19 protein-coding genes are annotated in these 22,634 nt (G+C 66.2%); 10 read left to right on the forward strand and 9 right to left on the reverse strand.

What is annotated here, in order from left to right:
- The first annotated feature begins 102 nt into the window (after positions 1 to 102).
- On the forward strand, positions 103 to 867 hold the full coding sequence (locus QFZ83_RS19775) for a FadR/GntR family transcriptional regulator (RefSeq protein WP_013540193.1): 765 nt from the start codon (positions 103 to 105) through the stop codon (positions 865 to 867).
- Between the two features lie 12 nt (positions 868 to 879).
- Here QFZ83_RS19775 and QFZ83_RS19780 read toward each other — a convergent pair whose 3' ends face one another.
- Positions 880 to 1,839 carry a LysR family transcriptional regulator gene (locus QFZ83_RS19780; RefSeq protein ID WP_307509333.1) on the reverse strand — a complete coding sequence of 320 codons (960 nt, stop codon included), beginning with the start codon at positions 1,837 to 1,839 and terminating at the stop codon, positions 880 to 882.
- A 106-nt stretch (positions 1,840 to 1,945) separates the two neighbouring features.
- On the opposite strand from QFZ83_RS19780, the gene QFZ83_RS19785 reads away from it, so the two are divergent.
- The gene (locus tag QFZ83_RS19785) at positions 1,946 to 3,301 is read left to right on the forward strand and encodes an aspartate aminotransferase family protein (protein WP_307509336.1); all 1,356 of its coding nucleotides are present in this window, start codon (positions 1,946 to 1,948) and stop codon (positions 3,299 to 3,301) included.
- Positions 3,302 to 3,323: 22 nt separating this feature from the next.
- Positions 3,324 to 4,841, forward strand: coding sequence for a CoA-acylating methylmalonate-semialdehyde dehydrogenase (locus QFZ83_RS19790; RefSeq protein WP_307509339.1), 1,518 nt, complete (start codon positions 3,324 to 3,326; stop codon positions 4,839 to 4,841).
- A 15-nt stretch (positions 4,842 to 4,856) separates the two neighbouring features.
- On the opposite strand, the gene QFZ83_RS19795 is transcribed toward QFZ83_RS19790, so the two are convergent.
- The 6 genes from QFZ83_RS19795 to QFZ83_RS19820 are packed head-to-tail and all read right to left on the reverse strand — an operon-like array spanning position 4,857 to position 10,432.
- On the reverse strand, positions 4,857 to 5,012 hold the full coding sequence (locus QFZ83_RS19795) for a hypothetical protein (protein WP_307509342.1): 156 nt from the start codon (positions 5,010 to 5,012) through the stop codon (positions 4,857 to 4,859).
- 6 nt (positions 5,013 to 5,018) lie between these two features.
- Positions 5,019 to 6,407: an FAD-dependent oxidoreductase gene (locus QFZ83_RS19800; protein WP_307509343.1), complete on the reverse strand. Its 1,389-nt coding sequence runs from the start codon at positions 6,405 to 6,407 to the stop codon at positions 5,019 to 5,021.
- Between the two features lie 9 nt (positions 6,408 to 6,416).
- The gene (locus QFZ83_RS19805; RefSeq protein WP_307509345.1) at positions 6,417 to 6,986 is read right to left on the reverse strand and encodes a phosphonate degradation HD-domain oxygenase; all 570 of its coding nucleotides are present in this window, start codon (positions 6,984 to 6,986) and stop codon (positions 6,417 to 6,419) included.
- A gap of 11 nt (positions 6,987 to 6,997) precedes the next feature.
- The gene (phnY, locus tag QFZ83_RS19810; RefSeq protein ID WP_307509348.1) at positions 6,998 to 8,446 is read right to left on the reverse strand and encodes a phosphonoacetaldehyde dehydrogenase; all 1,449 of its coding nucleotides are present in this window, start codon (positions 8,444 to 8,446) and stop codon (positions 6,998 to 7,000) included.
- A gap of 29 nt (positions 8,447 to 8,475) precedes the next feature.
- Positions 8,476 to 9,702: a phosphonoacetate hydrolase gene (gene phnA / locus QFZ83_RS19815; RefSeq protein ID WP_013540186.1), complete on the reverse strand. Its 1,227-nt coding sequence runs from the start codon at positions 9,700 to 9,702 to the stop codon at positions 8,476 to 8,478.
- Position 9,703: 1 nt separating this feature from the next.
- Positions 9,704 to 10,432 (reverse strand): phosphonate utilization associated transcriptional regulator, encoded by a 729-nt coding sequence (locus tag QFZ83_RS19820; protein WP_306877836.1) that lies wholly within the window; start codon positions 10,430 to 10,432, stop codon positions 9,704 to 9,706.
- Positions 10,433 to 10,589: 157 nt separating this feature from the next.
- Here QFZ83_RS19820 and QFZ83_RS19825 point away from each other — a divergent pair, with 157 nt between their 5' ends.
- From QFZ83_RS19825 to QFZ83_RS19845, 5 genes are all read left to right on the forward strand, one after another.
- Positions 10,590 to 11,627: a putative 2-aminoethylphosphonate ABC transporter substrate-binding protein gene (locus QFZ83_RS19825; protein ID WP_373424046.1), complete on the forward strand. Its 1,038-nt coding sequence runs from the start codon at positions 10,590 to 10,592 to the stop codon at positions 11,625 to 11,627.
- A gap of 181 nt (positions 11,628 to 11,808) precedes the next feature.
- Positions 11,809 to 12,948, forward strand: coding sequence for a putative 2-aminoethylphosphonate ABC transporter ATP-binding protein (locus QFZ83_RS19830; protein WP_013540183.1), 1,140 nt, complete (start codon positions 11,809 to 11,811; stop codon positions 12,946 to 12,948).
- Positions 12,945 to 14,681, forward strand: coding sequence for a putative 2-aminoethylphosphonate ABC transporter permease subunit (locus QFZ83_RS19835; RefSeq protein ID WP_373457508.1), 1,737 nt, complete (start codon positions 12,945 to 12,947; stop codon positions 14,679 to 14,681). Before QFZ83_RS19830 ends, QFZ83_RS19835 begins: the two co-directional genes overlap by 4 nt.
- A gap of 46 nt (positions 14,682 to 14,727) precedes the next feature.
- On the forward strand, positions 14,728 to 15,861 hold the full coding sequence (locus QFZ83_RS19840) for a 2-aminoethylphosphonate--pyruvate transaminase (protein WP_307509353.1): 1,134 nt from the start codon (positions 14,728 to 14,730) through the stop codon (positions 15,859 to 15,861).
- 95 nt (positions 15,862 to 15,956) lie between these two features.
- Complete coding sequence (locus tag QFZ83_RS19845) at positions 15,957 to 17,396, forward strand: MFS transporter (protein WP_306877839.1); 1,440 nt, start codon at positions 15,957 to 15,959, stop codon at positions 17,394 to 17,396.
- A gap of 6 nt (positions 17,397 to 17,402) precedes the next feature.
- Here the strand turns inward: QFZ83_RS19845 and QFZ83_RS19850 are convergent, their stop codons facing one another.
- A complete protein-coding gene (locus QFZ83_RS19850) occupies positions 17,403 to 18,701 on the reverse strand; it encodes an SUMF1/EgtB/PvdO family nonheme iron enzyme (protein ID WP_306877840.1) in 1,299 nt (432 codons plus the stop codon).
- Between the two features lie 164 nt (positions 18,702 to 18,865).
- Here QFZ83_RS19850 and QFZ83_RS19855 point away from each other — a divergent pair, with 164 nt between their 5' ends.
- Together QFZ83_RS19855 and QFZ83_RS19860 are read left to right on the forward strand one after the other, a co-directional pair.
- Positions 18,866 to 19,501, forward strand: a complete 636-nt coding sequence (locus QFZ83_RS19855; protein ID WP_306877841.1) for a TRAP transporter small permease subunit — start codon at positions 18,866 to 18,868, stop codon at positions 19,499 to 19,501.
- Between the two features lie 22 nt (positions 19,502 to 19,523).
- Positions 19,524 to 21,365, forward strand: a complete 1,842-nt coding sequence (locus QFZ83_RS19860) for a TRAP transporter large permease subunit (protein WP_307509355.1) — start codon at positions 19,524 to 19,526, stop codon at positions 21,363 to 21,365.
- 114 nt (positions 21,366 to 21,479) lie between these two features.
- On the opposite strand, the gene QFZ83_RS19865 is transcribed toward QFZ83_RS19860, so the two are convergent.
- A complete protein-coding gene (locus QFZ83_RS19865) occupies positions 21,480 to 22,562 on the reverse strand; it encodes a TRAP transporter substrate-binding protein (protein WP_306877843.1) in 1,083 nt (360 codons plus the stop codon).
- Positions 22,563 to 22,634: the final 72 nt, after the last annotated feature.

Consider the following 22,634-nt stretch of genomic DNA (forward strand, 5'->3'; position numbering starts at 1 on the left):
GGCTGCCATCTACTTTCTCCACTGCTCTGACCGCATGAATTCGTCTCCATCCGATCGTGAAATGAACCCCGGAGCGCCATGGCTGCCGCATGGAGCGTTTCAATGAAAGTGGGAGAGAACCGCCCCAAGCGGCAAAAGCTCTCGGACGTCATCGTCGAAGACGTCAAGCGATGGATCGTTGCCGAGCGAAAGCAGCCAGGCGACCGCCTGCCGAACGAGAAGGAACTGATCGAGCTCTTCGGCTATTCGAAGAGCACGGTGCGCGAGGCATTGAAGGCGCTGGAGGTGCGCGGCCTCATCTCGATCCGCACCGGCCCGGGCGGTGGGGCGTACCTGCAGCAGGTGTCGGTCGATCACGCGTCCGAGCCGCTGCGCAACTTCCTGCACTTCCATCACCTGGACGGGCATCACATCTACCAGTTGCGCAAGGTCCTGGAGCCCGAACTGGCCGTGAGCGTGGTCGGCCGGCTCACGCCCGAGCAGTTCGAACGGCTCGAAGACAACGTGCGCCTCTGCACCATCGAGCCGACCAACGAGGACGAGCTGCGCAAGCAGCGCGAGGCCGAGCTGGGGTTCCACATCATGTTGGCCGAGGCCTGCCCCAACCCGGTGCTGTCCTTCATGTGCCGCTTTCTCAACGATCTGCTGCGTGATCTCGTGGTCTACAAGAAGGCGCTGGACCATCACCACTTCGGCGAGGCCAACGTCGACTACCACACGCAGTTGCTCGCGGCCTATCGCAAGGAAGATGCGGAAGAAGTCCGCCGGCTGATGGCCGAGCACATGGTCGATGCGGAGGTGCACATGCACGAGATGGAGGCGCACATCGGCGCCAAGCACCTGCTGCTGCCGAGCGGGCAGCGCTAACCACCTGACCAACTAGCGCGCGTGCGCCTTCTCCAGGCACGCCTGAAACGCCAGTACCGCCCGTGATGGTTTCGGCGACCGCCGCAGCAAACTCACGAACCGGCACGCGTAGTTGAAGCGCGCCGGCAGCACCGCCTTCATCAGCCCGCGCTGCTCGAACACCTGCGCATAGTGGTCGGGCAAAAAGCCCAGGAAGCGCCCCGACAGAATCAGCGTCGCGATCGCCTCCTGGTCGAAGCCCGTCGCCTTGCGCGACAGCCGCGCGCGGTGGCTCAGTTCCATGTTCGGCGAGTGATAGCCGAGACCCGCGAAGTGGTGCTCGCCCAGCTTCGACCATGTGAGCTTCGCGTGCGGGCTGTCGAACAGCGGATGCCCTTTGCCGCAATACAGCAGCATCGTCTCGTCGAACAGGTCCGCATACACGAGGCTCTTGGAACTGCGATGCGCCGGGATGATGCCGATCTGAAAATTGCCCTCCAGCACGCCCTGCTCGATCGCGTTGATCGAGCCCACGTGCACCGCGAGGTTCACTTCCGGCGCGATCTCGGTGAAGCGCGCGATGGCCTCGCCGATGCGCGCCTTCGGGTTGGTCGCGGTCTTGTCGAAGAGCGCCACATCCAACTGCCCGCCCATGCGGTTGTGGATGTCGTCGATGCTGCCGCGGAAGGCGTCGACCGAGGCCAGCAGGCGCAGTGTCTCGTCGTACACGCGCTGCCCCTCGGCCGTGAGCGCGAAGCCTGCCCGCCCGCGCCGGCAGAGCACGAGGCCGAGGCGCGTCTCCAGGTCCTTCACATGCCGGCTCACGGTGGAGGTTCCGATGTTCAGCTCCAGCTCGGCCGCCGCCATGCCGCCGCAATCGACCACGCTCTTGAACACCTTGAGCAAGCGCAGGTCCATGTCGCTGAGCTGCCCCAGAACGGCGCGGTTTCGTGTGCTTTGAGCACTGTTTTGGGCTTCAGCCTTTACTTGCATGGATCGTCAAGTGAACATTGATATTGCGCCATTCTCCACACTGAACGCTCTGCGAACAATCGGCACATCCCATCACCCCGGAGCCCGCCTGCGTGCGGGAAGCGCCATGACCCTCGCAACGCCCGCCATCGAACCGACACCCACCGCGCGCACAGACGCCGCCTGGCTCGAAGCGCACTGGATGCCCTACACCGGCAACCGCAACTTCAAGGCCGACCCGCGGATCATCGTGGAGGCCAAGGGCGCCTACTTCACCGACAACGACGGCCGCAAGATCTTCGACGGCCTCTCGGGCCTGTGGTGCTCGGGCCTCGGCCACGGCCGCCCCGAGATCACCGAGGCGGTGAGCCGCCAGATCGCCAAGCTCGACTACTCGCCCGCCTTCCAGTTCGGCCATCCGCTCTCGTTCGAGCTGGCCAACAAGATCAAGGAACTCACGCCCGCGGGCCTGGACTACGTGTTCTTCACCGGCTCGGGCTCCGAGGCCGCCGACACATCGCTGAAGATGGCGCGCGCCTACTGGCGCACCAAGGGCCAGGCGAGCAAGACGCGCCTGATCGGCCGCGAGAAGGGCTACCACGGCGTCAACTACGGCGGCATCTCGGTCGGCGGCATCGCGGCCAATCGCAAGCTGTTCGGCCAGGGCCTGGAAGCCGACCACCTGCCGCATACGCAGCTCGCATCGAACGCCTTCACCCGCGGCATGGCTGAGAACGGCGCCGAGTTGGCCGACCGCCTGCTCGACCTGATCGCGCTGCACGACGCCTCGAACATCGCGGCCGTGATCGTCGAGCCCTTCGCGGGCTCGGCCGGCGTGGTGATCCCGCCCAAGGGCTACCTGAAACGCCTGCGCGACATCTGCACCGCGAACAACATCCTGCTGATCTTCGACGAGGTCATCACCGGCTTCGGCCGCTGCGGCGCACTCACCGGCGCGGAAGCCTTCGGCGTGACGCCCGACATCATGAACATCGCCAAGCAGGTGACCAACGGCGCGCAGCCGATGGGTGCGGTGGTCGCGAGCAAGGAGATCTACGACACCTTCATGGCGGCCGGCGGCGCCGACTACATGCTCGAGTTCCCGCACGGCTACACCTACGGCGCGCACCCGGTGGCCTGCGCCGCGGGCATCGCCGCGCTCGACGTGCTGCAGAAGGAAGACATGATCGGCCGCGTGCAGACGCTGGCGCCGCATTTCGAGAACGCGGTGCACAGCCTCAAGGGCAGCAAGCACATCACCGACATCCGCAACTACGGCCTCGCCGCCGGCCTCACGATCGCCGCGCTGCCGGGCGAGCCCGCACGCCGCCCCTACGAGATCGCGATGAACTGCTGGAAGAAGGGCTTCTACGTTCGCTACGGCGGCGACACGATCCAGCTCGCACCGCCGTTCATCGCCGAGAAGGCCGAGATCGACCGCATGGTCAACGCCCTGGCAGACGCGCTCGCCGAAACCAACTGATCCTCTTTCGAGATACCAAGACATGCAACACGACAAGAACGTCACCGCCACCATCGGCCATTTCATCGACGGCAAGCGCGTCGATGGCGGCACCCGCGTGCAGCCGGTGTTCGACCCGGCCACCGGCTTCTCGGACAAGAGCGTCGCGCTCGCCGACAAGCTCACGGTCGAGCAGGCCATCGCCTCGGCGCAGGCGGCCTTTCCGGCCTGGCGCAACACGCCGCCGCTCAAGCGCGCGCGCGTCATGAGCAAGCTCAAGACGTTGCTCGAAGCCAACGCCGACCGCATCGCCGCGCTCATCACCGCCGAGCATGGCAAGGTGCTGTCGGACGCGCACGGCGAGCTGCAGCGCGGCATCGAGAACGTCGAGTACGCGAGCTACGCGCCCGAACTCCTCAAGGGAGAGCACAGCAAGAACGTCGGCCCCGCCATCGACTCGTGGAGCGAGTTCCAGGCGATGGGCGTCACGGCCGGCATCACGCCATTCAACTTTCCGGTGATGGTGCCGCTGTGGATGTGGCCGATGGCTGTGGCCTGCGGCAACACCTTCGTGCTCAAGCCCTCGGAGCGCACGCCCTCCTCCACGCTGCTGCTGGCCGAACTCGCGCTCGAAGCGGGCTTGCCGCCCGGCGTGCTGAACGTGGTGAACGGCGACAAGGAAGCGGTCGACACGCTCCTGACCGATCCGCGCGTGAAGGCCGTGAGCTTCGTCGGCTCCACCGCCATCGCCGAATACATCTACACCACCGGCTGCGCGCACGGCAAGCGCGTGCAGGCCCTGGGCGGTGCGAAGAACTTCGCGGTCGTGATGCCCGACGCCGACATCGGCAATGCGGTGAGCGCGCTCATGGGTGCAGCCTACGGCTCGTGCGGCGAGCGCTGCATGGCGATTCCGCTGGTCGTGGCCATCGGCGACGACACGGGCGATGCCGTGGTGGCAGGCCTTTCGGCCGAGATCGCCAAGATGAAGGTCGGCCCTGGCAACGACAACGGCAACGACATGGGCCCGCTGGTCACCAAGCCGCATTTCGAGAAGGTCAAGGCCTTTGTCGATGCGGGCGTGGAAGCGGGCGCCAAGCTCGTGGTCGACGGCCGCGGCGTGAAGGTCGAAGGCCACGACGGCGGCTACTACCTCGGCCCCTGCCTCTTCGACGACGTGAAGCCCGGCATGACGATCTACCAGGAAGAGATCTTCGGCCCGGTGCTGGGCGTGGTGCGCGTGAAGACGCTCGCCGAAGCCATGGCGATGATCGATGCCCACGAGTACGGCAACGGCACCTGTCTCTTCACGCGCGACGGCGAAGCCGCGCGTTGGTTCAGTGACAACATCCAGGTCGGCATGGTCGGCATCAACGTGCCGCTGCCGGTGCCCGTGGCGTACCACTCGTTCGGCGGCTGGAAGCGCTCCCTCTTCGGCGACCTGCATGCCTACGGCCCGGATGCCGTGCGCTTCTATACCAAGCGCAAGACCATCACGCAGCGCTGGCCCTCGGCCGGCGTGCGCGAAGGCGCGGTTTTCGCGTTTCCGTCGAGCCGCTGACGCGATCCCCGCGGGTCAGAAGGTGGGAATGAATTCGCCGTGTCCGAGCAGCCCGCGCAGGCGCGCGCCATCAAGGCGCAAAGCGCAGCCGTAGCTTGGGCTACGGCGAGCATTTGCAACGCCGAGGGCGCGCGCCTGCGCGGGATGAGCGGGCATGGCGGGTTCGTTCACACCTTCTCAAGCCTTGTCGGCCTTGCCCGCGGCGTTGGCGAGCTTGCTGAGCATGCGGTCCACCAGCCACGGCTGGCGATCCTGGTCCTCGGCAAGTTCCTTCCGGCGGATCGCGTTGCGCACGACGATCGAGCCCACATAGCGCATCGGCTCCGGCGGAAAGTGGCCGAGCGGCCCGTTCGTGATCGGGCTGCGTGTCCATGCGTTGTCCTGGTCGAGCACCAGCGACGAAAGGATCTGCCCGCCCATGTAGGTCGGCCCGACGCCGTTGCCCGAATAGCCGAAGCCGTAGTAGATGTGCGGCGCGCCGTCGAGTTTTCCGAAGAACGGAAAGCCTGTGACTGACCGGTCCGACGGACCGTTCCAGCTCGCGGTGATCGGCGTTTCGCGCAACGCGGGAAAGAAGGAATGCAGGGCCTGCGTGAGCTCGGCTTCGTAAGGCGAGCGCTCGTCGAACACCTTGGCCATGCGCCCGCCCCAGGCGAAGGTGTTGCCACCTTTGCCCAGCATGATGCGGCCATCGACCGTGCTGCGGTAGTAATAGACGAAGGTGCGCGAGTCGAGCACCGACACGCCATCGGCCAGGCCGATCTGCCGCAGCAATTCGGGGCACCGCTCGGTGATGATCATGTCGCTCGACACGATGGCGATGGTCCGCTCGAACTGCGGGAACTTGCTCGCCATCCAGGCGTTCATCGCGAGCACCAGCTTCTTTGCGCGCACGCTGCCCGCAGGCGTGCGCACCACGACCGGATGGTCGGTGCTGAAGTCGAGCATCGGCGTGCGCTCGTGAATGCGGATGCCCATGGCCAGCGCCACGCGCCGCAGGCCGCGTACCAGCTTGCCCGGGTGCACGGTGGCGGCGATGGGCGAATACACGCCCGCCAGGTTGCGCGCGGAGCCCGAGCGCCGCGCGACCTCTTCGGGCGGCAGCGTGCGATAGGAGTGAATGCCGCGCGCCTCCAGCGCCCGCATCATCGGATCGAGCGTGCCGATCTGCGCCTGCGAGGTCGCGGTGTAGAGCGTGCCGTCCTGCCGCAGTTCGGCATCGATGCCGTGCGCGGCGCAGAAGTCGGCGATGTGCTGCACCGCGGCCTCGGACGCCTTCACGAGGCGCACCGCTTCGTCTTCGCCGAACAGCCGCCGCAGCGTCAGGAACTTGGCCGACCAGGTGAGCAGGCAACCGCCGTTGCGGCCGCTCGCGCCGGCGCCGCAGAGGTCGCTTTCGATGATGACGATGTCCAGCGCAGGCGCCTGCAGCTTGGCCTGGATCGCGGTCCAGAGGCCGGTGAAGCCGCCGCCGACGATGCAGACATCGGCGCTCTGTTCGCCTTGCAATGCAGGGGCCAGGTCGCCGTCGTTGAAGAGCGCCTGTTCGATCCAGAAGGGGCGCATCCGTGTGCCTTAAACGTTGCGAGCCTGCCGGTGCTCGGCGGCGCTGATTTCGAGATGGCGCAAGAAGTGCGCAAGATCGGGCATGTCGGCATCGGCCAGCTTGGCCGTGTCGTCCCATTGCCGCAGGCGCACCGCGTCCATTGCATAAGGCAGCGCCTCGAAGGCTTTCGCCTGCGCCTCGTCGAAGACGCCGCCCTGCAATTGCAGGCTTCGCTTCGAGTCGGGCGACAGCGCCTCCAGATAGCCTGGCACGCGCACGCACAGGAAGCGCTTGGCGTCCACGTGCAACCTGATCGGTTCCAGCGTGGCCGGACCGAACAGCGCGCGCAGGAACGGCAGGCAGCGGTACTGGTGCAGGTCGTCGAGCCCCTGCTGCGTCGGCGTGCCGCCGAAATCGTGCAGCAGGTGGCCCAGGTCGTGCAGCAGCGAGGCCGCGATCAGCGCGCTGCCCGCGCCCTCCTGCTCGGCCAGGTGGGCCGACTGCAGGGCGTGCTCCAGTTGCGTGACGGGCTCGCCGTCGTATTGCGCATGGCCCTTCGTCTCGAAGAGGCCGACGATGTCGTCAAGGCTCAGGCTCATGATTCTTGCGATTACCAGGGCAGCGAGTAGGTCTTGGTGTTGGTGAAGCTCTTCATCGCCTCGAGCACGCCTTCCTTGTAGCCCAGGCCCGAGTCCTTGATGCCGCCGAAGGGGGTGAGCTCCAGCCGGTAGCCCGGCACTTCGCGCACGTTGACACTGCCCACGTTCAGCTCGCGGATGAAGCGCGTGATGTAGTCGAGGCGATTGGTGCAGACCGCCGACGAGAGGCCGTAGGCCGTGCCGTTGGAAATGCGGATCGCCTCGTCGATGTTCTTGAAGCGGATCACCGGCGACACGGGACCGAAGGTCTCGTGCTTGGCCACGGTCATCTCGGGATCGACGTGGTCGAGCACCGTCGGCGAATAGAGCGCGCCGCGGCGTTCGTTGCCGTAGCGCAGCTTCGCGCCGGCGGCAATCGCTTCGTTGACCACCGCTTCGAACTGCTTGGCCGCGGCTTCGTCGATGACGGTGCCCATGTCGGTGTCGGGGTCCATTGGGTCGCCGTACTTCAGCGCGCGGGTCTTGGCGACCAGCAGTTCGACGAACTGATCAGCCACCGACTCATGCACCAGCATGCGCTTGACCGCCGTGCAGCGCTGGCCCGAGTTCTTGTACGAGCCGTTGGCGGCGAGCGTGGCGGCTTCCTCGACGTCGGCGTCTTCCATCACGATGATCGGGTCGTTGCCGCCCAGCTCCAGGATCTGGCGCTTGTAGACGGCCTTGCCCGCGATGTACTTGCCGATGGGCACGCCGCCGGTGAAGGTGACGAGATCGACGTCGGCATTGGTGAGCAGCTCGTCGGCGATCTCCTTCGGGTCGCCGGTGAGCACCGACAGCATCTGCGGCGGCAGGCCCGCTTCGTACAGGATGTCGGCCAGAAGGAAGGCCGTGAGCGGCGTCTTCTCGCTGGGCTTGAGCACGATGCGGTTGTTGGTCGCAATGGCCGGCGCCACCTTGTGGATCACCTGGTTCAGCGGATGGTTGAACGGCGTGATCGCGGTGATGGCGCCCAGCAGCGGCTCGCGCATCGTGTAGACCTTGCGGCTCTTGCCGTGGTGCGTGAGGTCGCACGAGAACACCTGGCCATCGTCCACCAGCGCCTGGTTGGCGGCGAACAGCAGCACGTCGGAGGCGCGGCCCACTTCGTACAGCGAATCCTTGCGGCACAGGCCCGATTCCATCGTGATCACGCGCGACATTTCATCGAGGCGCGAGGCGATGATCTCGCCCGCGCGCATCAGGATCTTGTAGCGCTCGTAGCGTGTGAGCGTGGGCTTGTAGTCGCGGGCGATGCGCAGCGCATTGCGCACGTCGTCCAGCGTGGCCTTGGGCACGGTGGCGATCACTTCGCCGGTGTAGGGATAGGTGACCTCGATGGTGCGGTCGCGGTGGACGCGTTCACCGGCGATGCGCAGGGCTTCGCAGTGGATGGTGCCTGGCTTCAGGATGGCTTGGCTCATGGAGTGCTCCGGGGACGTGTCTGTTCGGGTTACTGGGCGTGGTTCAGTGCAATGTCGAGCGCATCGAAGTTGCGCAGGCGCCGGCTGGCAGCGATGCCCGTCACCGGGCGGTTGCAGATGAGCGGCACGCGCTGTTCCGACACGCCGCCGTGTGAGCGCAGCGGCACTTCGAGCGCCGACAGATCGTGGCGGCTCGCCGCGGTGCCGATGACGGTGTTGCGCTCGCTCACCACCACGATGTCGCCGATGCGGTCGGGCGGCAGCTCGAAGCGCTGCGCGGCGTCCTTGCGCGAGAGCACGAGCTCCATGCCCGGCACGCGCTGGATGCGGTCGATCCAGCCCGCCACGCGCGCCTCGTCAGGTGCGTACACGGTCGCGAACGAACCGAGAGCGCCGTGGTGCACCACGTACGGGTCGGTGATCGGCAGGATCACGCGGGCCACGCCGGCGCCGTACCACTCATCGAGCACGTCCTGCAGGTAGATGACGTTGGGCGAGCCGTCGGCGCCGTGCTTGTCGTTCATGCCGTGGTCGGCGGTGACGACGATGGTGGCGCCCAGCGCATCGAGCTGCGCGAGGTAGCCGTCCATCATCGCGTAGAAGGCATTGGCCGCGGGGCTGCCCGGCGCGGCCTTGTGCTGCACGTAGTCGGTGGTCGAGAGGTACATCAGGTCCGGGCGGCGCGATTCCATCAGCTTCACGCCCGCCGCGAACACGAACTCCGACAGCTCCGCGCTGTAGACCGAGGGCACCGGCATGCCGACCATGCCGAGCACGTCGTCGATGCCGTTTTCTTCCATCGTCACCTGGTCCGACTTCTCCGACGAGAAGCAGATGCCCTTCATCTTGTGGCCCAAGAGCTTGCGCAGCTTGTCCTTGGCCGTGACCACGGCCACCTTGGCGCCCGCGTCGGCGAACGCAGCGAGCACGGTGCCGGCACGCAGGTACTTGGGGTCGTTCATCATCACTTCTTGGCCCAGCTCGCGGTCGAAGAAGTAGTTGCCGCAGATGCCATGCACCGCGGGCGGCACGCCGGTCACGATCGACAGGTTGTTGGGGTTGGTGAACGAGGGCACGACGCAATCGCCCAGCAGGTTGGCGCCGGACTTGATCATGCGATCGAAGTACGGCGCAACGCCGGCCGCGATGGCCGCATCGAGGTAGGCCGGCTCGCTGCCGTCCACGCACACGACCACGACGGGGCGTGCCATCCAGCGATAGCTTCGGGCATTGACTTCGAGTGTCTCCGGTGTCATTTCAGACTTCCTTCTGGGGTGGGTTGTTCGATGCCGCGGTCGCGTCGGAATCGGCGCGGCCGAAGGCCTTGTGCATGCGCGAGCGGCTGCCCGCGACGTGTTCACGCAACGCGCGCCCCGCCGTCTCGGGGTTGCCGCTGGCAATGGCCTCGACGATGTGGCTGTGCTCGTCGGCCGAGACGCGGAGGCCCCCGCCGCTGTCGAGCGCGCGCATTCTGAAAAGGTGCAGTTCCTTCACGAGGCGCTTGTAGGTCTCGGTGAGCTTCTTGCTGCCCGCGGTGTCCAGCAGGATCTCGTGGAACTGCAGGTTGAGTTGCGCGTATTGCTCCACGTCCTGCGCCTGGGCGGCCGAGCGCATGGCTTCGACCATGGCGCGCAGCCGCTCGATCGCGTCGGGCGCGATGGCCAGCGCCACCCGGCGGCCGATGATTTCTTCCAGCGCCTCGCGCAGTTCGTAGATTTCGTCGGCTTCTTCGAAAGCGATTTCGCGCACGAAGACGCCACGGTTCTTTTCGTTGCGCACGAGGCCGGCTTCCTCGAGCGCGCGCAGCGCCTCGCGAATCGGGCCGCGGCTGGTGTTGAAGCGCTGCGAGAGCTCGCTCTCGTTGATGCGGCTGCCCACGGGGAGCTCGCCCGTCATGATCAAACGCTCGATTTCTTCCTGCATCAGCATCGGCAACGAGCTGGATTGGAGAAATGCGAGGGCGGCGGAGTGATTGCTGGTGACCATGGGGCGTATTTTCCCGAAGAATTGAAAACTGTCAACAATCTTTTATTGACAGTCACCAATCGTCAATCTACATTCCGCTCACCGGACGGCGCTCGCCCCCTTGCGCCAAGCCAGCCCCTCACCTCTCAGTGACAGCCAGCCCTCTCAGGAGAAACAGATGACGATGAAACAAAGCACGCGCCGTCTCACGGCCGCCCTGTGTGTTGCGGCGCTCGGCCTCATGGCCGGTGCGGCGTGGGCGCAGAAGACCCCGCTGCTGGTCTATACGGCGCTCGAGACCGACGCCATGAAGCTCTACAAGGACGCCTTCGAGAAAGCCAACCCCGACATCGAAGTGAAGTGGGTGCGCGACTCCACCGGCATCGTCACCGCCAAGCTGTTGGCCGAAAAAGCCAACCCGCAGGCCGACGTGGTGGCGGGCCTGGCCGCCAGCAGCCTCGCGCTGCTGCAGCAGGAAGGCATGCTCCTTCCGTACGAACCCAAGGGCTTCAAGGAGCTGAACCCCGCGTACTCCGACAGCGCCCGTCCACCTGCCTGGGTCGGCATGGACGTGTGGGCCGCGACCATCTGCTTCAACCGCATCGAGGCGCAGAAGCTGGGCCTGCCCAAGCCCGAGAGCTGGAAGGACCTGGCCAAGCCTGTCTACAAGGGCACGATCTCGATGCCGCACCCGGCCTCCAGCGGCACCGGCTACCTCGACGTGTCGTCCTGGCTGCAGAACATGGGCGATGCCGAAGGCTGGAAGTACATGGATGCGCTGCACCAGAACATCGCGCAGTACGTGCACTCGGGCTCCAAGCCTTGCAAGCAGGCGGGCGCGGGCGAGTTCCCGATCGGCATCTCCTTCGAGTTCCGCGCGCACCAGGTGAAGAAGTCGGGCGCGCCGGTCGACCTGATCTTTCCGAAGGAGGGCCTCGGCTGGGACATCGAGGCCACCAGCCTCATGAAGACCAGCACGAAGCTGGAGCAAGGCAAGCGCTTCGCCGACTGGATGGCCAGTAAGGAAGCCAACCAGATCAGCGCGCGCTGGTGGGCCGTCGTTGCCTATCCGGGTGTCGTGTCGAAGCTCGAAGGCATTCCCGACAACTACGAAAAGCTGCTCGCCAAGAACGACATCAACTGGGCAGCGAAGAACCGTGAGCGCATCCTGGCCGAGTGGAGCAGGCGCTACGAAGGCAAGGCCGAACCGAAATAAGGCTTGCTCGCCCCCAGGCTGCGCGAACTTCGTGTCGCTTCTCCAACCCCCTACCGGGGGCGACACCTGCGGCCCGGCGAAGCCGGTTCCGCGGTGTCCCACGAAGCAACCCGATACGTCCACGGCCTTTTTCAAATCCGCGACGCCGAGCCCTGCGGCGCCCCAACGACGAGTGCGAAAAATGGACATGACCGACACCCGATTCATCACCAGCCCCGTGTCCACAGCCGCCCCCGCGGCGCTGGAGATCATTGGCGTCCGCAAGGACTTCGAGACCTTCAGCGCACTGCGCGATGTGCACCTGCGCGTGAACCCCGGCGAGATGCTGTGTTTTCTCGGCCCCTCGGGCTGCGGCAAGACCACGCTCTTGCGCATCATCGCGGGCCTGGAGACGCAGACCGCCGGCCAGATCCTGCAGAACGGCAAGGACGTCTCGTGGCTCTCGCCGGACAAGCGCGACTACGGCATCGTGTTCCAGTCGTACGCGCTCTTTCCCAATCTGTCGATTGCCGAGAACATCGGCTATGGCCTCGTCAACAGCCGCGCCAAACGCGGCGAGATCAAGGCGCGTGTCGAGGAGTTGCTCAAGCTCGTCGGCCTGCCGACCTCCGGCAACAAGTATCCGAGCCAACTCTCCGGTGGCCAGCAGCAGCGCGTAGCCCTCGCCCGCGCGCTCGCCACGCGCCCCGGCCTCCTGCTGCTCGACGAGCCGCTCTCGGCGCTCGACGCGCTGGAGCGCATTCGCCTGCGCGGTGAGATCCGCCGGCTGCAGAAGCAGGTCGGCATCACCACCATCATGGTCACGCACGACCAGGAAGAAGCGCTGTCGATGGCCGACCGCATCGTGGTCATGAACCACGGCGTGATCGAGCAGGTCGGCACCCCCATGGAGGTCTACGAACAACCTGCCACCCCTTTCGTGGCGGACTTCGTGGGCAAGGTCAACGTGCTGCGCTCGGTGGCGCTGGGCAACCACCGCTTCCAGGTCGGCGACATGGAACTCGAATGCGATGCCTGCGATGGCGCCTTCGATCCCGGCGAAGCCGTCAACCTCTACCTGCGACCCGAAGACCGCGCGGTCGAGCACCTGGGTGACGACACGCCCAACCGGCTGCAGGCCAGGGTCACCAAGGTCGAATTCCTCGGCGGCCTCTGCATCGCCGAGGTGACGGCCGATGCGCTGCACGGACAGGTGCTCGGCCTGCACTTCTCGCTCAACCAGTTGCACGACCTGGACATCCGCGAGGGCAACACCATCGACATCGCACTGCGCGCCAACCGCATCCGCGCTTTCTCGGCCGCACGCACGCCCAAGCCATGAACACGCTGGCCCACCCTTCCGTCGTGAAGGCCTCCTCGTTCGCCGCGCGGCCCGCGATGCGCTGGAGCCGCGACGAAACCATCGCGCGCGCCATCCTGTTCGTGGTGATGGTGATGCTGTTCGTGTTTCTCATCGCACCGCTGGTCACAATCCTCGCGCACGCGGTGCAGGACAAGAACGGCCGCTTCGTTGGCCTCGCCCACTTCATCACCTACTTCCAGACGCCGAGCCTGCTGCGCGCGGCCTGGAACTCGGTCTGGGTGTCGGCGGCGGTGGTGATGATCTCGGTGCCCATCGCCTTCGTGTTCGCCTACGCGCTCACACGCAGCCGAATGCCGGCGCCGCTGAAGGCGGTGTTCCGCCTCATCGCGCTGATCCCGCTGCTCGCGCCCTCGCTGCTGTCGGCCATCTCGTTCGTGCAGTGGTTCGGCAACCAGGGCGCGCTCAAGTTCCTTCTGGGCGGCATGTCGATCTACGGCGCGCCGGGGATCATCCTGGCCGAGGTCTACAACACCTTTCCGCACGCGCTGATGATCCTGGTCACCGCGCTGTCGCTGGCCGACGGCCGGTTGTACGAAGCAGCGGCCGCGCTGCGCACGCGGCCGTTCCGCCAGTTCATGACGATCACGCTGCCCTCGTGCAAGTACGGTCTCATCAGCGCGGCCACGGTGGTCTTCACCTACGTGGTGAGCGACTTCGGCGCGCCCAAGGTCATCGGCGGCAACTTCAACGTGCTGTCGGTCGACGTGTTCAAGCAGGTGGTGGGGCAGCACAACTTCTCCATCGGTGCGGTGGTGGGCATGTTGCTGCTCTTGCCCTCGATCGTCTCGTTCGTCATCGACTACGTGGTGCGGCGCAAGCTGAAGGCGCAGCTCACCGCCCGCTCGGTGCCCTACAGCCCCAAGCGCCGCAAGGTGGCCGACACTCTGCTCACGCTCTTCTGCACTGTCGTGTGCGGCCTCTTGCTGGCCACCATCGGCATGGCGATCTACACCTCGCTGATTTCGCTCTGGCCCTACGACCTGTCGTTCACGCTCAAGCACTACCACTTCGTGCTGGTCGAGAGCGACATGGCCGCGGCCTACGGCAACAGCCTGCTGGTGGCGATGGTCACCGCGGTGGCCGGCTCGCTCATCGTCTTCATCGGCGCCTACCTCATCGAGAAGACCCGCAACCTCGGCTTCATGCGCAAGGGCATGCACCTGATGGCAGTGCTGTCGATGGCGGTGCCGGGCCTGGTGCTGGGTCTCGGCTACGTGATGTTCTTCAACCATCCGGCCAATCCGCTGAACTTTCTGTACCAGACGATGGCGATCCTCATCATCTCGATGGTGGTGCACTACTACACCTCGAGCCACCTCACGGCGGTGACGGCGCTCAAGCAGATCGACAACGAGTTCGAAGCCGTCTCGGCCTCGCTCAAGGTGCCGTTCTTCAAGACCTTCCTGCGGGTGACGGTGCCGGTGTGCCTGCCGGCCATCCTCGATATCGGGCGCTACTTCTTCGTGGTGTCGATGGCCAGCCTCTCGTGCGCCATCTTTCTCTACACGCCCGAGACCATCCTCGCCTCGGTCGCGATCATGCATCTGGACGACGCCGGCGACATCGGCCCGGCATCGGCGCTCGCGAGCCTGATCGTGGTCACTTCCACGCTCGTGTGCATCGCCTACTCGCTGCTGACCCGCGTGCTGCTCGCGCGCACGCAAGCCTGGCGCAACCTCGCCCGCGGCTGAACACACAACGCATCTCTCTCATTTCCTTTCCCCGCCTGGAGACACCATGAGTCAAACGCCCTACCCCATCCTGCTCACCCCCGGCCCCCTGACCACCTCGGACCGCACACGCCAAGCGATGCTGCGCGACTGGGGATCGTGGGACGCCGACTTCAACCAGATCACCGCGCGCATCCGCAAGGAGGTGCTGAACATCGTGCACGGCACGGGCACGCACGAATGCGTTCCGCTGCAGGGCAGCGGAACCTTTTCGGTGGAAGCGGCCATCGGCACCATCGTGCCGCGCAACGGGCATGTGCTGGTGCCGAGCAACGGCGCGTACTGCCAGCGCCTGGCGAAGATCTGCAAGGTGCTCGGCCGCAAGCTGACCACCATCGACTACACCGAGGAAAAGCAGGTCTCGCCGGCCGACGTCGATCGCGCGCTCGCAGCCGACCCCAGCATCACCCACGTGGCCGTGGTGCATTGCGAAACGGGCGCCGGCGTGCTCAATCCGCTGCACGAGATCGCGCTGGTTGTCGCCAAGCACGGCCGCGGCCTGATCATCGATGCGATGAGCTCCTTCGGCGCACTCGAGATCGATGCGCGCAAGACGCCCTTCGATGCGGTCGTCGCCGCCTCGGGCAAGTGCCTCGAAGGCGTGCCAGGCATGGGCTTCGTCGTCATCAAGCGCAGCACGCTCGATAAGTGCGAGGGCAACTGCCACTCGCTGAGCATGGACCTGTACGACCAGTGGGTGTACATGGAGAAGACCACGCAATGGCGCTTCACGCCGCCCACGCACGTGGTGGCGGCGCTCGACACCGCCATTGCGCAGTACATCGAGGAAGGCGGCCTCGCCGCGCGCGGCGCCCGCTATGCGCGCAACTGCAAGGGCCTCATCGACGGGCTGGCCGCGCTGGGCTTCAGGAGCTTTCTCGACCCTGCGATCCAGGCGCCGATCATCATCACCTTCCACGCGCCCGACGATGGCAACTACGACTTCAAGACCTTCTATCAAGAGGTCAAGAAGCGCGGCTACATCCTCTACCCGGGCAAGCTGACGCAGGTGGAAACCTTCCGCGTGGGCTGCATGGGGCACTTCGGCGAGGCCGGCATTCCGGGTGCGGTCGCGGCGATTGCGGACACGCTCAAGGCCATGGGCATCCAGCAGGTATCGGCGGCGCCTGTCGCGGCCTGATCGCACGGCGTCCGGCCTCGCGAGGCCGGCAGGCCGGCATATTGCAGTACCGGTCCTACACCGGAGGGGACGCCGCGCTTCGCATAATCCCCCGCATGACGGCGCTCAGCAGCGACATTCCCGCCCGGCTGGACCGCCTGCCCTGGTCGCGCTGGCACTGGCGCGTGGTCATCGCGCTGGGCGTGGCATGGATCCTGGACGGCCTGGAGGTCACGCTGGTGGGCTCCATCGGCGCGGTGCTCGAGCGGCCCGACACGCTGGGCCTCACGGCGGGTGAGATCGGCTGGTCGGGGTCCATCTACATTGCGGGTGCCGTCGTCGGCGCGCTCGTCTTCGGACGGCTCACCGACCGGCTCGGGCGCAAGAAGCTGTTCCTCATCACGCTGGCGGTCTACACCGTGGGCACGCTGGCCACGGCCTTCTCACCCGACTTCGCTTTCTTCGCGCTGTGCCGCTTCGTCACGGGCCTGGGCATCGGCGGCGAGTACGCGGCCATCAATTCGGCCATCGACGAACTCATTCCGGCGCGGGTGCGCGGGCGCGTCAACCTCGCGATCAACGGCAGCTTCTGGATCGGCGCGGCACTGGGCGCGGCGCTCAGCCTCGTGCTGCTCGACGCGCGCGTGATCGGCCCGGTGTGGGGCTGGCGCGCGGGCTTCGCCTTGGGCGCGGTGCTGGCGGTGGCGATCCTGCTGGTGCGGCGCCATGTGCCCGAAAGCCCGCGCTGGCTCATCGCGCACGGGCGTGTCGACGAGGCCGAACGCATCGTGGCGGGCATCGAGCGCGAAGTCCAGGCGCAGCACGGACCGCTGCCGGCGCCGCGAGGCCACGTGAACTACACGGCCGCGCGGGCGAACAGCCCCTCGATGCGCGAAGTGGCGCGCGTGCTGCTGCGGCGCTACACGGCGCGCAGCGTGGTGGCTGCGGCGCTGATGATCTCGCAGGCCTTCTTCTACAACGCGATCTTCTTCACCTACGCGCTGGTGCTCACCCGTTTCTACGGCGTGCCCGAGGGCCGCGTGGCGCTCTACATCTTTCCATTTGCGCTCGGCAACGTGCTCGGGCCGCTGCTGCTGGGGCCGTTGTTCGACAGCGTGGGCCGGCGCCGGATGATCGCGCTCACCTATGTGTTCGCCGGTGTCGGCCTCGCGCTCACGGGCTGGGCCTTCATGAACGGCTGGCTCGATGCGCGCAGCCAGGCGCTGTGCTGGTCGGCGGTGTTCTTCCTCGCCTCTGCCGCGGCGAGTTCGGCCTACCTGACGGTCAGCGAAGTGTTCCCGCTCGAGATGCGCGCCATGGCCATCGCGATCTTCTATGCCATCGGCATGGGCGCAGGCGGCTTCGTGGCACCGGTACTGTTCGGCGAACTGATCGAGACCGGCAGCCGCGGCGCGGTGATGGCGGGCTACCTGATCGGCGCGGCGCTGGTCATCGTCGCGGGACTGCTCGCGCTGCGCTATGCGGCAGATGCGGAGCGCAAGCCGCTGGAGGAAGTGGCGCCGCCGCTGTCGTCGGAAGCAGGCGGCGAGCGCTGAGCGGCGCTACAGCGCGCAGGTCCTGAAGCCGAAGAAGCCGTCGTCTCGTTCCGGCAGCGCAAAGCTCCGGCGGCGCGGCGAACGAAGCCGCGCACGCGTGGCGAACGATGCACCGCGCAGCACGCGCGCCCGACCGAAGGCAGCCACCGGATCGAACTCACCGCCCGCGCTCCAGGGGTCGGCCCGGAACCCGGGCCATGGCTGCAGCGTGCCCGCCGTCCACTCGTGCACATCGGCCCAGCGGAAGCCTCGCCGCGCGGCCGTGTGCGCCGCGATTTCCCACTCGACCTCGGTCGCGATGCGGCGCCCGGCCCAGCGCGCCCAGGCGTCGGCCTCCCACCAGCTCAGGTGCACCGCGCTGTGGTGCCCCGCCGCGCGCACGGTGACGCCGAAGCGGTGCTGCAGCACCGAGCCGCCGGTGCCGTTGCGCGCCACGCCGATCTGCTCGACATGGCGCGGCCCGCGCCGCCCCTCGACCTGCGCGGCCAGCCAGCGCCAGCCTTCGGGATGCCACAGCTCCTCGCGGTCGTAGCCGCCGTCGTCGACGAATTCGATGTACTGGTTCCAGGTGACGGGCTGTGCATCGATCTCGAACTCGGGCACGTCGATGCGGTGCACGGCGCGCTCCTGCGCAAAGGCGAAGCCGCTCTCGGGCAGGCCCAGTTCCCAGCGCGTGGCGGGCACCAGGAGCGGCTCGCGCGTGACGGCGATGGGCGCCTGCTCGATGCCAAGCGGCAGCCCGAGCGTTTGCGCCATCACCACGAACTGCTCGCCGCGCAGGTCCTCGTGGAACAGCGCGAGGCGGTAGAAGTAGAGGCCCGCGTCGGTCTCGGCCGCGTGCTCGAGCAGCTCGAGCGTGCTCTCCAGCGTCTCGAGCAGGTAGGCCTTGGTCTGGCCGAGGTAAGGCAGGTCGGCCGACCAGCGGCGGCCGGGCGAACTGTGCGCCGGGTTCCACCAGTCGTCGGCACTCGGTTCGATGGCCGCGAGGCGCGTGGGCCGCACCGGGCAGTCGATGCCGAAGGCGCGCTGCGTGTTGCGGCCGATCCACCACTCGGCGAACCAGCCGATGTGCCCAGCCAGCCACACCGGAGGCACCACGCCCTCTTCTTCGGGCACGGGCGGCACGGCGAGGGCTTCGGAGCCCAGCGCCTCTTCGTACAGGGAGAGCAGGTGGAGCGTGTGGTTGCGCGCGTCGATCAGGGCCAGCGAGAGCAGGTCGCGGCCAGCGCTGCGAATCTCGGGAGCGTCGATCGACCACGATGCCGCCCCGGCGGCAGACGGTGTGTGTCGCGGTGTCTGGGCCATGGCGACATTATGAACAGCCGACGACCCTGGGTACGCCCTCAAGGAACTTTCCGGCTACACCGATAGAATCCGCACCGCCTCACGCACCCGACCCACTGGCACACAAGGCCAGCGCGTTGGGTGCCGTCGTATCTGGAGGCTCCCAATACAAAAATGGAGATGTAATGCAAGGCTTGCTCAAGCTGTCCCGGGCCATCGACTGGCTCAATGCCCAGGTGGGCAAATACGCGATATGGCTGATCCTGGCCGCTACCGCGATCAGTGCCATCAACGCCATCGTGCGCAAGGTGTTCAACACAAGCTCCAACGCCTTCCTCGAAGTGCAGTGGTATCTGTTTGCCTGGTCGTTTCTCATAGCCGCCGGCTACACACTGCTGCACCGGGAACACGTGCGCATCGACGTGGTCAACAGCCGCCTGAGCAAACGCAAGCAGGTGTGGATCGACATCATCGGTTTCACCTGCTTCCTGACGCCGCTGTGCATCACGGTGCTCTATCTGTCGACGCCGGTGGTCTTGCAGATGTACAACTCGGGCGAAATGTCGGGCAACTCGGGCGGCCTGATCCGCTGGCCCGTGTGGGCTGCGCTGCCGGTGGGCTTTGGCTTGCTGCTGCTGCAAGGCTGGTCGGAGCTCATCAAGCGCATTGCGTTCCTGCGCGGCGAAGGCCCGGACCCCATGGGCCGCCTGACCGACAAGACGGCCGAAGCCGAACTGATCGAGGCCTTGCGCCTTCAGGCCGAGGTGGACGCCGCCAAGGCCGCCGCCGCGACGGGCAACGCCCCGAAGCCGCAACACTGAACGGCCGACGAGACATAAAACCATGGAATTCATCGTTGCCAATTTCGCCCCGATCATGTTCGCGGGGCTCATCTGCTTCCTGCTGCTGGGTTTCCCGGTGGCGTTCAGCCTCGGGGCCTGCGGCCTCTTCTTCGGTTTCGTCGGCATCGAGCTCGGCGTGTTCCAGTCGTCGGTGATGGCGTGGCTGCCGCAGCGGCTGATCGGCATCATGGCCAACGACACGCTGCTGGCCGTGCCCTTCTTCACGCTCATGGGGCTCATACTCGAGCGAAGCGGCATGGCCGAGGACTTGCTCGACACGGTCGGCCAGGTCTTCGGTCCGATGCGCGGCGGCCTCGCGCTGGCGGTGATCTTCGTCGGCGCGCTGCTGGCGGCGACCACCGGCGTGGTGGCTGCCTCGGTCATCTCGATGGGCCTGATCTCGCTGCCGATCATGCTGCGCTACGGCTACGACCGGCGCCTGTCCAGCGGCGTCATCGCCGCCTCGGGCACGCTCGCGCAGATCATCCCGCCCTCGCTGGTGCTGATCATCATGGCCGACCAGCTCGGCAAGAGCGTCGGCGACATGTACAAGGGCGCCTTCCTGCCCGGCTTCATGCTGATGGGCCTGTACGTGCTGTACGTCGTGTTCCTCGCGATCTTCAAGCCCACGCACGTGCCCGCGCTGCCGCCCGAGGCACGCACCTTCCGCGAACCCAACGGCGGCGGCGGCTACGCCTCGCTGGTGGGCATCACCGCGCTGTCGGCGGTGGTGGCCGTGGTGCTGGCGCGCAACATGGAATTGGTGCACACCTGGTTCCAGGGCCACGAAGTGACCTCGGTGGCGACCGACGAAAAGGTCGTCGTCGCCATGTGCGGCGGCGTGTTCGTGGCGCTGGTGATCGCACTGATCAACAAGGGCCTGAAGCTCAACCTCTTGTCGCGCCTGGCCGAGCGGGTCACCTTCGTGCTGATTCCGCCGCTGCTGCTGATCTTCCTGGTGCTGGGCACCATCTTCCTGGGCGTGGCCACGCCGACCGAAGGCGGCGCGATGGGTGCCATGGGCGCGCTCGTCATGGCCTGGGTCCGCCGTCGCATGAGCTTCTCGCTGCTCAAGCAGGCGCTGGGCTCGACCACGCGGCTCTCCAGCTTCGTGATGTTCATCCTGGTCGGCGCGACGGTGTTCAGCCTGGTGTTCCAGGCCGCGGACGGCCCGATCTGGGTGGAGCATCTGCTGACGTCACTGCCCGGCGGACCGGTGGGCTTTTTGATCGCGGTGAACGTGCTGGTGTTCTTCCTGGCGTTCTTCCTCGATTACTTCGAGCTGTCGTTCATCGTGGTGCCGCTCCTGGCCCCCGTAGCGCACAAGATGGGCATCGACCTCATCTGGTTCGGCGTGCTGCTCGCGGTGAACATGCAGACCTCGTTCATGCACCCGCCCTTCGGCTTCGCGCTCTTCTTCCTGCGCTCGGTCGCACCCGAGAAACAGTACGTGGACCGCGTGACGCAGAAGGTCATGGAGCCCGTGACGACGATGCAGATCTACAAGGGCGCGATCCCGTTCGTGCTGATCCAGCTCACCATGGTGGGCATCCTGATCGCGTTCCCGCAGATCGTGACGGGCAGCCTCGACAAGGAGGTGAAGGTCAACATGGAGGACATCGGTGCGCAGATGCGCGACAGCCTGAAGTCCGACGAAGGCGCAACGCCGACCGACCCCTACGGTGGCCCCGAAGAGGCCGCGCCAGGCGCCGAGCCGAAGACCGAGCCGAGCGCGCCGGGTGCAGCCGCACCCCCGGCGCCGGAACCCTCGGTGGAAAGCACCGAGAGCGATCCGATGAAGGCCATGCAGGACGCGCTCAAGGCGCAGAACCCCAAGCCCTGAGCGGCAAACACCGCCTCCTCCCCAGGAGGCGCCCCATGAAAAAAAGGCCGGCCCGCGCAAGCGGACCGGCCTTTTTGCTGCACGCCGCCGGCAAGCCGGCGGCGGTGCATCGCATCAGATCTTGACCGAGTTCATGTACTGGTTGAACGGGTACTCCGAGAAGCGGTTCCACAGGATCTGGTCGCGCTGGAAGGCGCGCATGTCCTGGTGGATCTTCTTGAAGTCGGCCGACTTGGCTTCGTGCTCGGCGAACACTTCCATCGAGGCCTTGAAGCCCGCGTCCATCACGGCCTTGGGGAACGGCTTGAGCTGCGTCTTGGCGGCCACGAGGCGCTTGATCGCGAGCGGGTTGAAGGCGTCGTACTTGGCGATCATGTCGCGCGCGGCAACCTTGGTGGCCGCATCGAGGATGGCCTTGTTCTCGTCCGACAGCTTGGCGTAGGCCTTGTTGTTGATGAAGAACTCCAGGTCGGCGCCGCCTTCCCACCAGCCGGGGTAGTAGTAGTACGGGGCGACCTTGTTGAAGCCCAGCTTCTCGTCGTCGTAGGGGCCGACGAACTCGGCGGCGTCCAGCGTGCCCTTTTCGAGCGCCTGGTAGATATCGCCCGCGGGCATGTTCTGCGACACCACGCCCAGCTTGGCCATCGCCTCGCCGAACACGCCGCCGCCCATGCGCATCTTCAGGCCCTTCAGGTCTTCGACGGTCTTGATTTCCTTGCGGTACCAGCCGCCCATCTGCGTGCCGGTGTTGCCGGCGCTGGCGGTGCGGAAGTTGTACTGCGCGAAGAAGGCGTCCAAGAGCTTGCGGCCGTTGCCGTACTCTTTCCACGAATCGGTCTGGCGTGCGGTGAGGCCGAAGGGCACGGCGCAGCTGAACGCGAAAATCGGGTCCTTGCCGGTGAAGTAGTAGGCGGCGGTTTGCGCCATTTCGAGCGTGTCGCCCTGCAGCGCATCGACCACGCCGAATGCGGGCATCAGTTCACCGGCCGGATGGACCGAGATTTCGAACTTGCCGCCCGACAGTGCCTTGACTGTTTTCGAGAGCATTTCGGCACTGCCGAAAATGGTGTCGAGCGAACGGGGAAAGCTGGACGCGAGACGCCAGCGAATCGCAGATTGCGCGTGAACGGCCGGCGCAATGCCGGCGGCCAAAACGCCGGCGATGCCCGCGTTTTTGATGAGGGAACGACGATCCATTGAATGCACTCCGAGTTCTTGGGAAAAACGAAACGCGGCTTGTGACCGCGTTGGGGACTTTTGTATAAGTCT

The sequence above is a fragment of the Variovorax sp. W1I1 genome, from assembly GCF_030815625.1.
GTDB lineage: Bacteria > Pseudomonadota > Gammaproteobacteria > Burkholderiales > Burkholderiaceae_C > Variovorax > Variovorax paradoxus_C.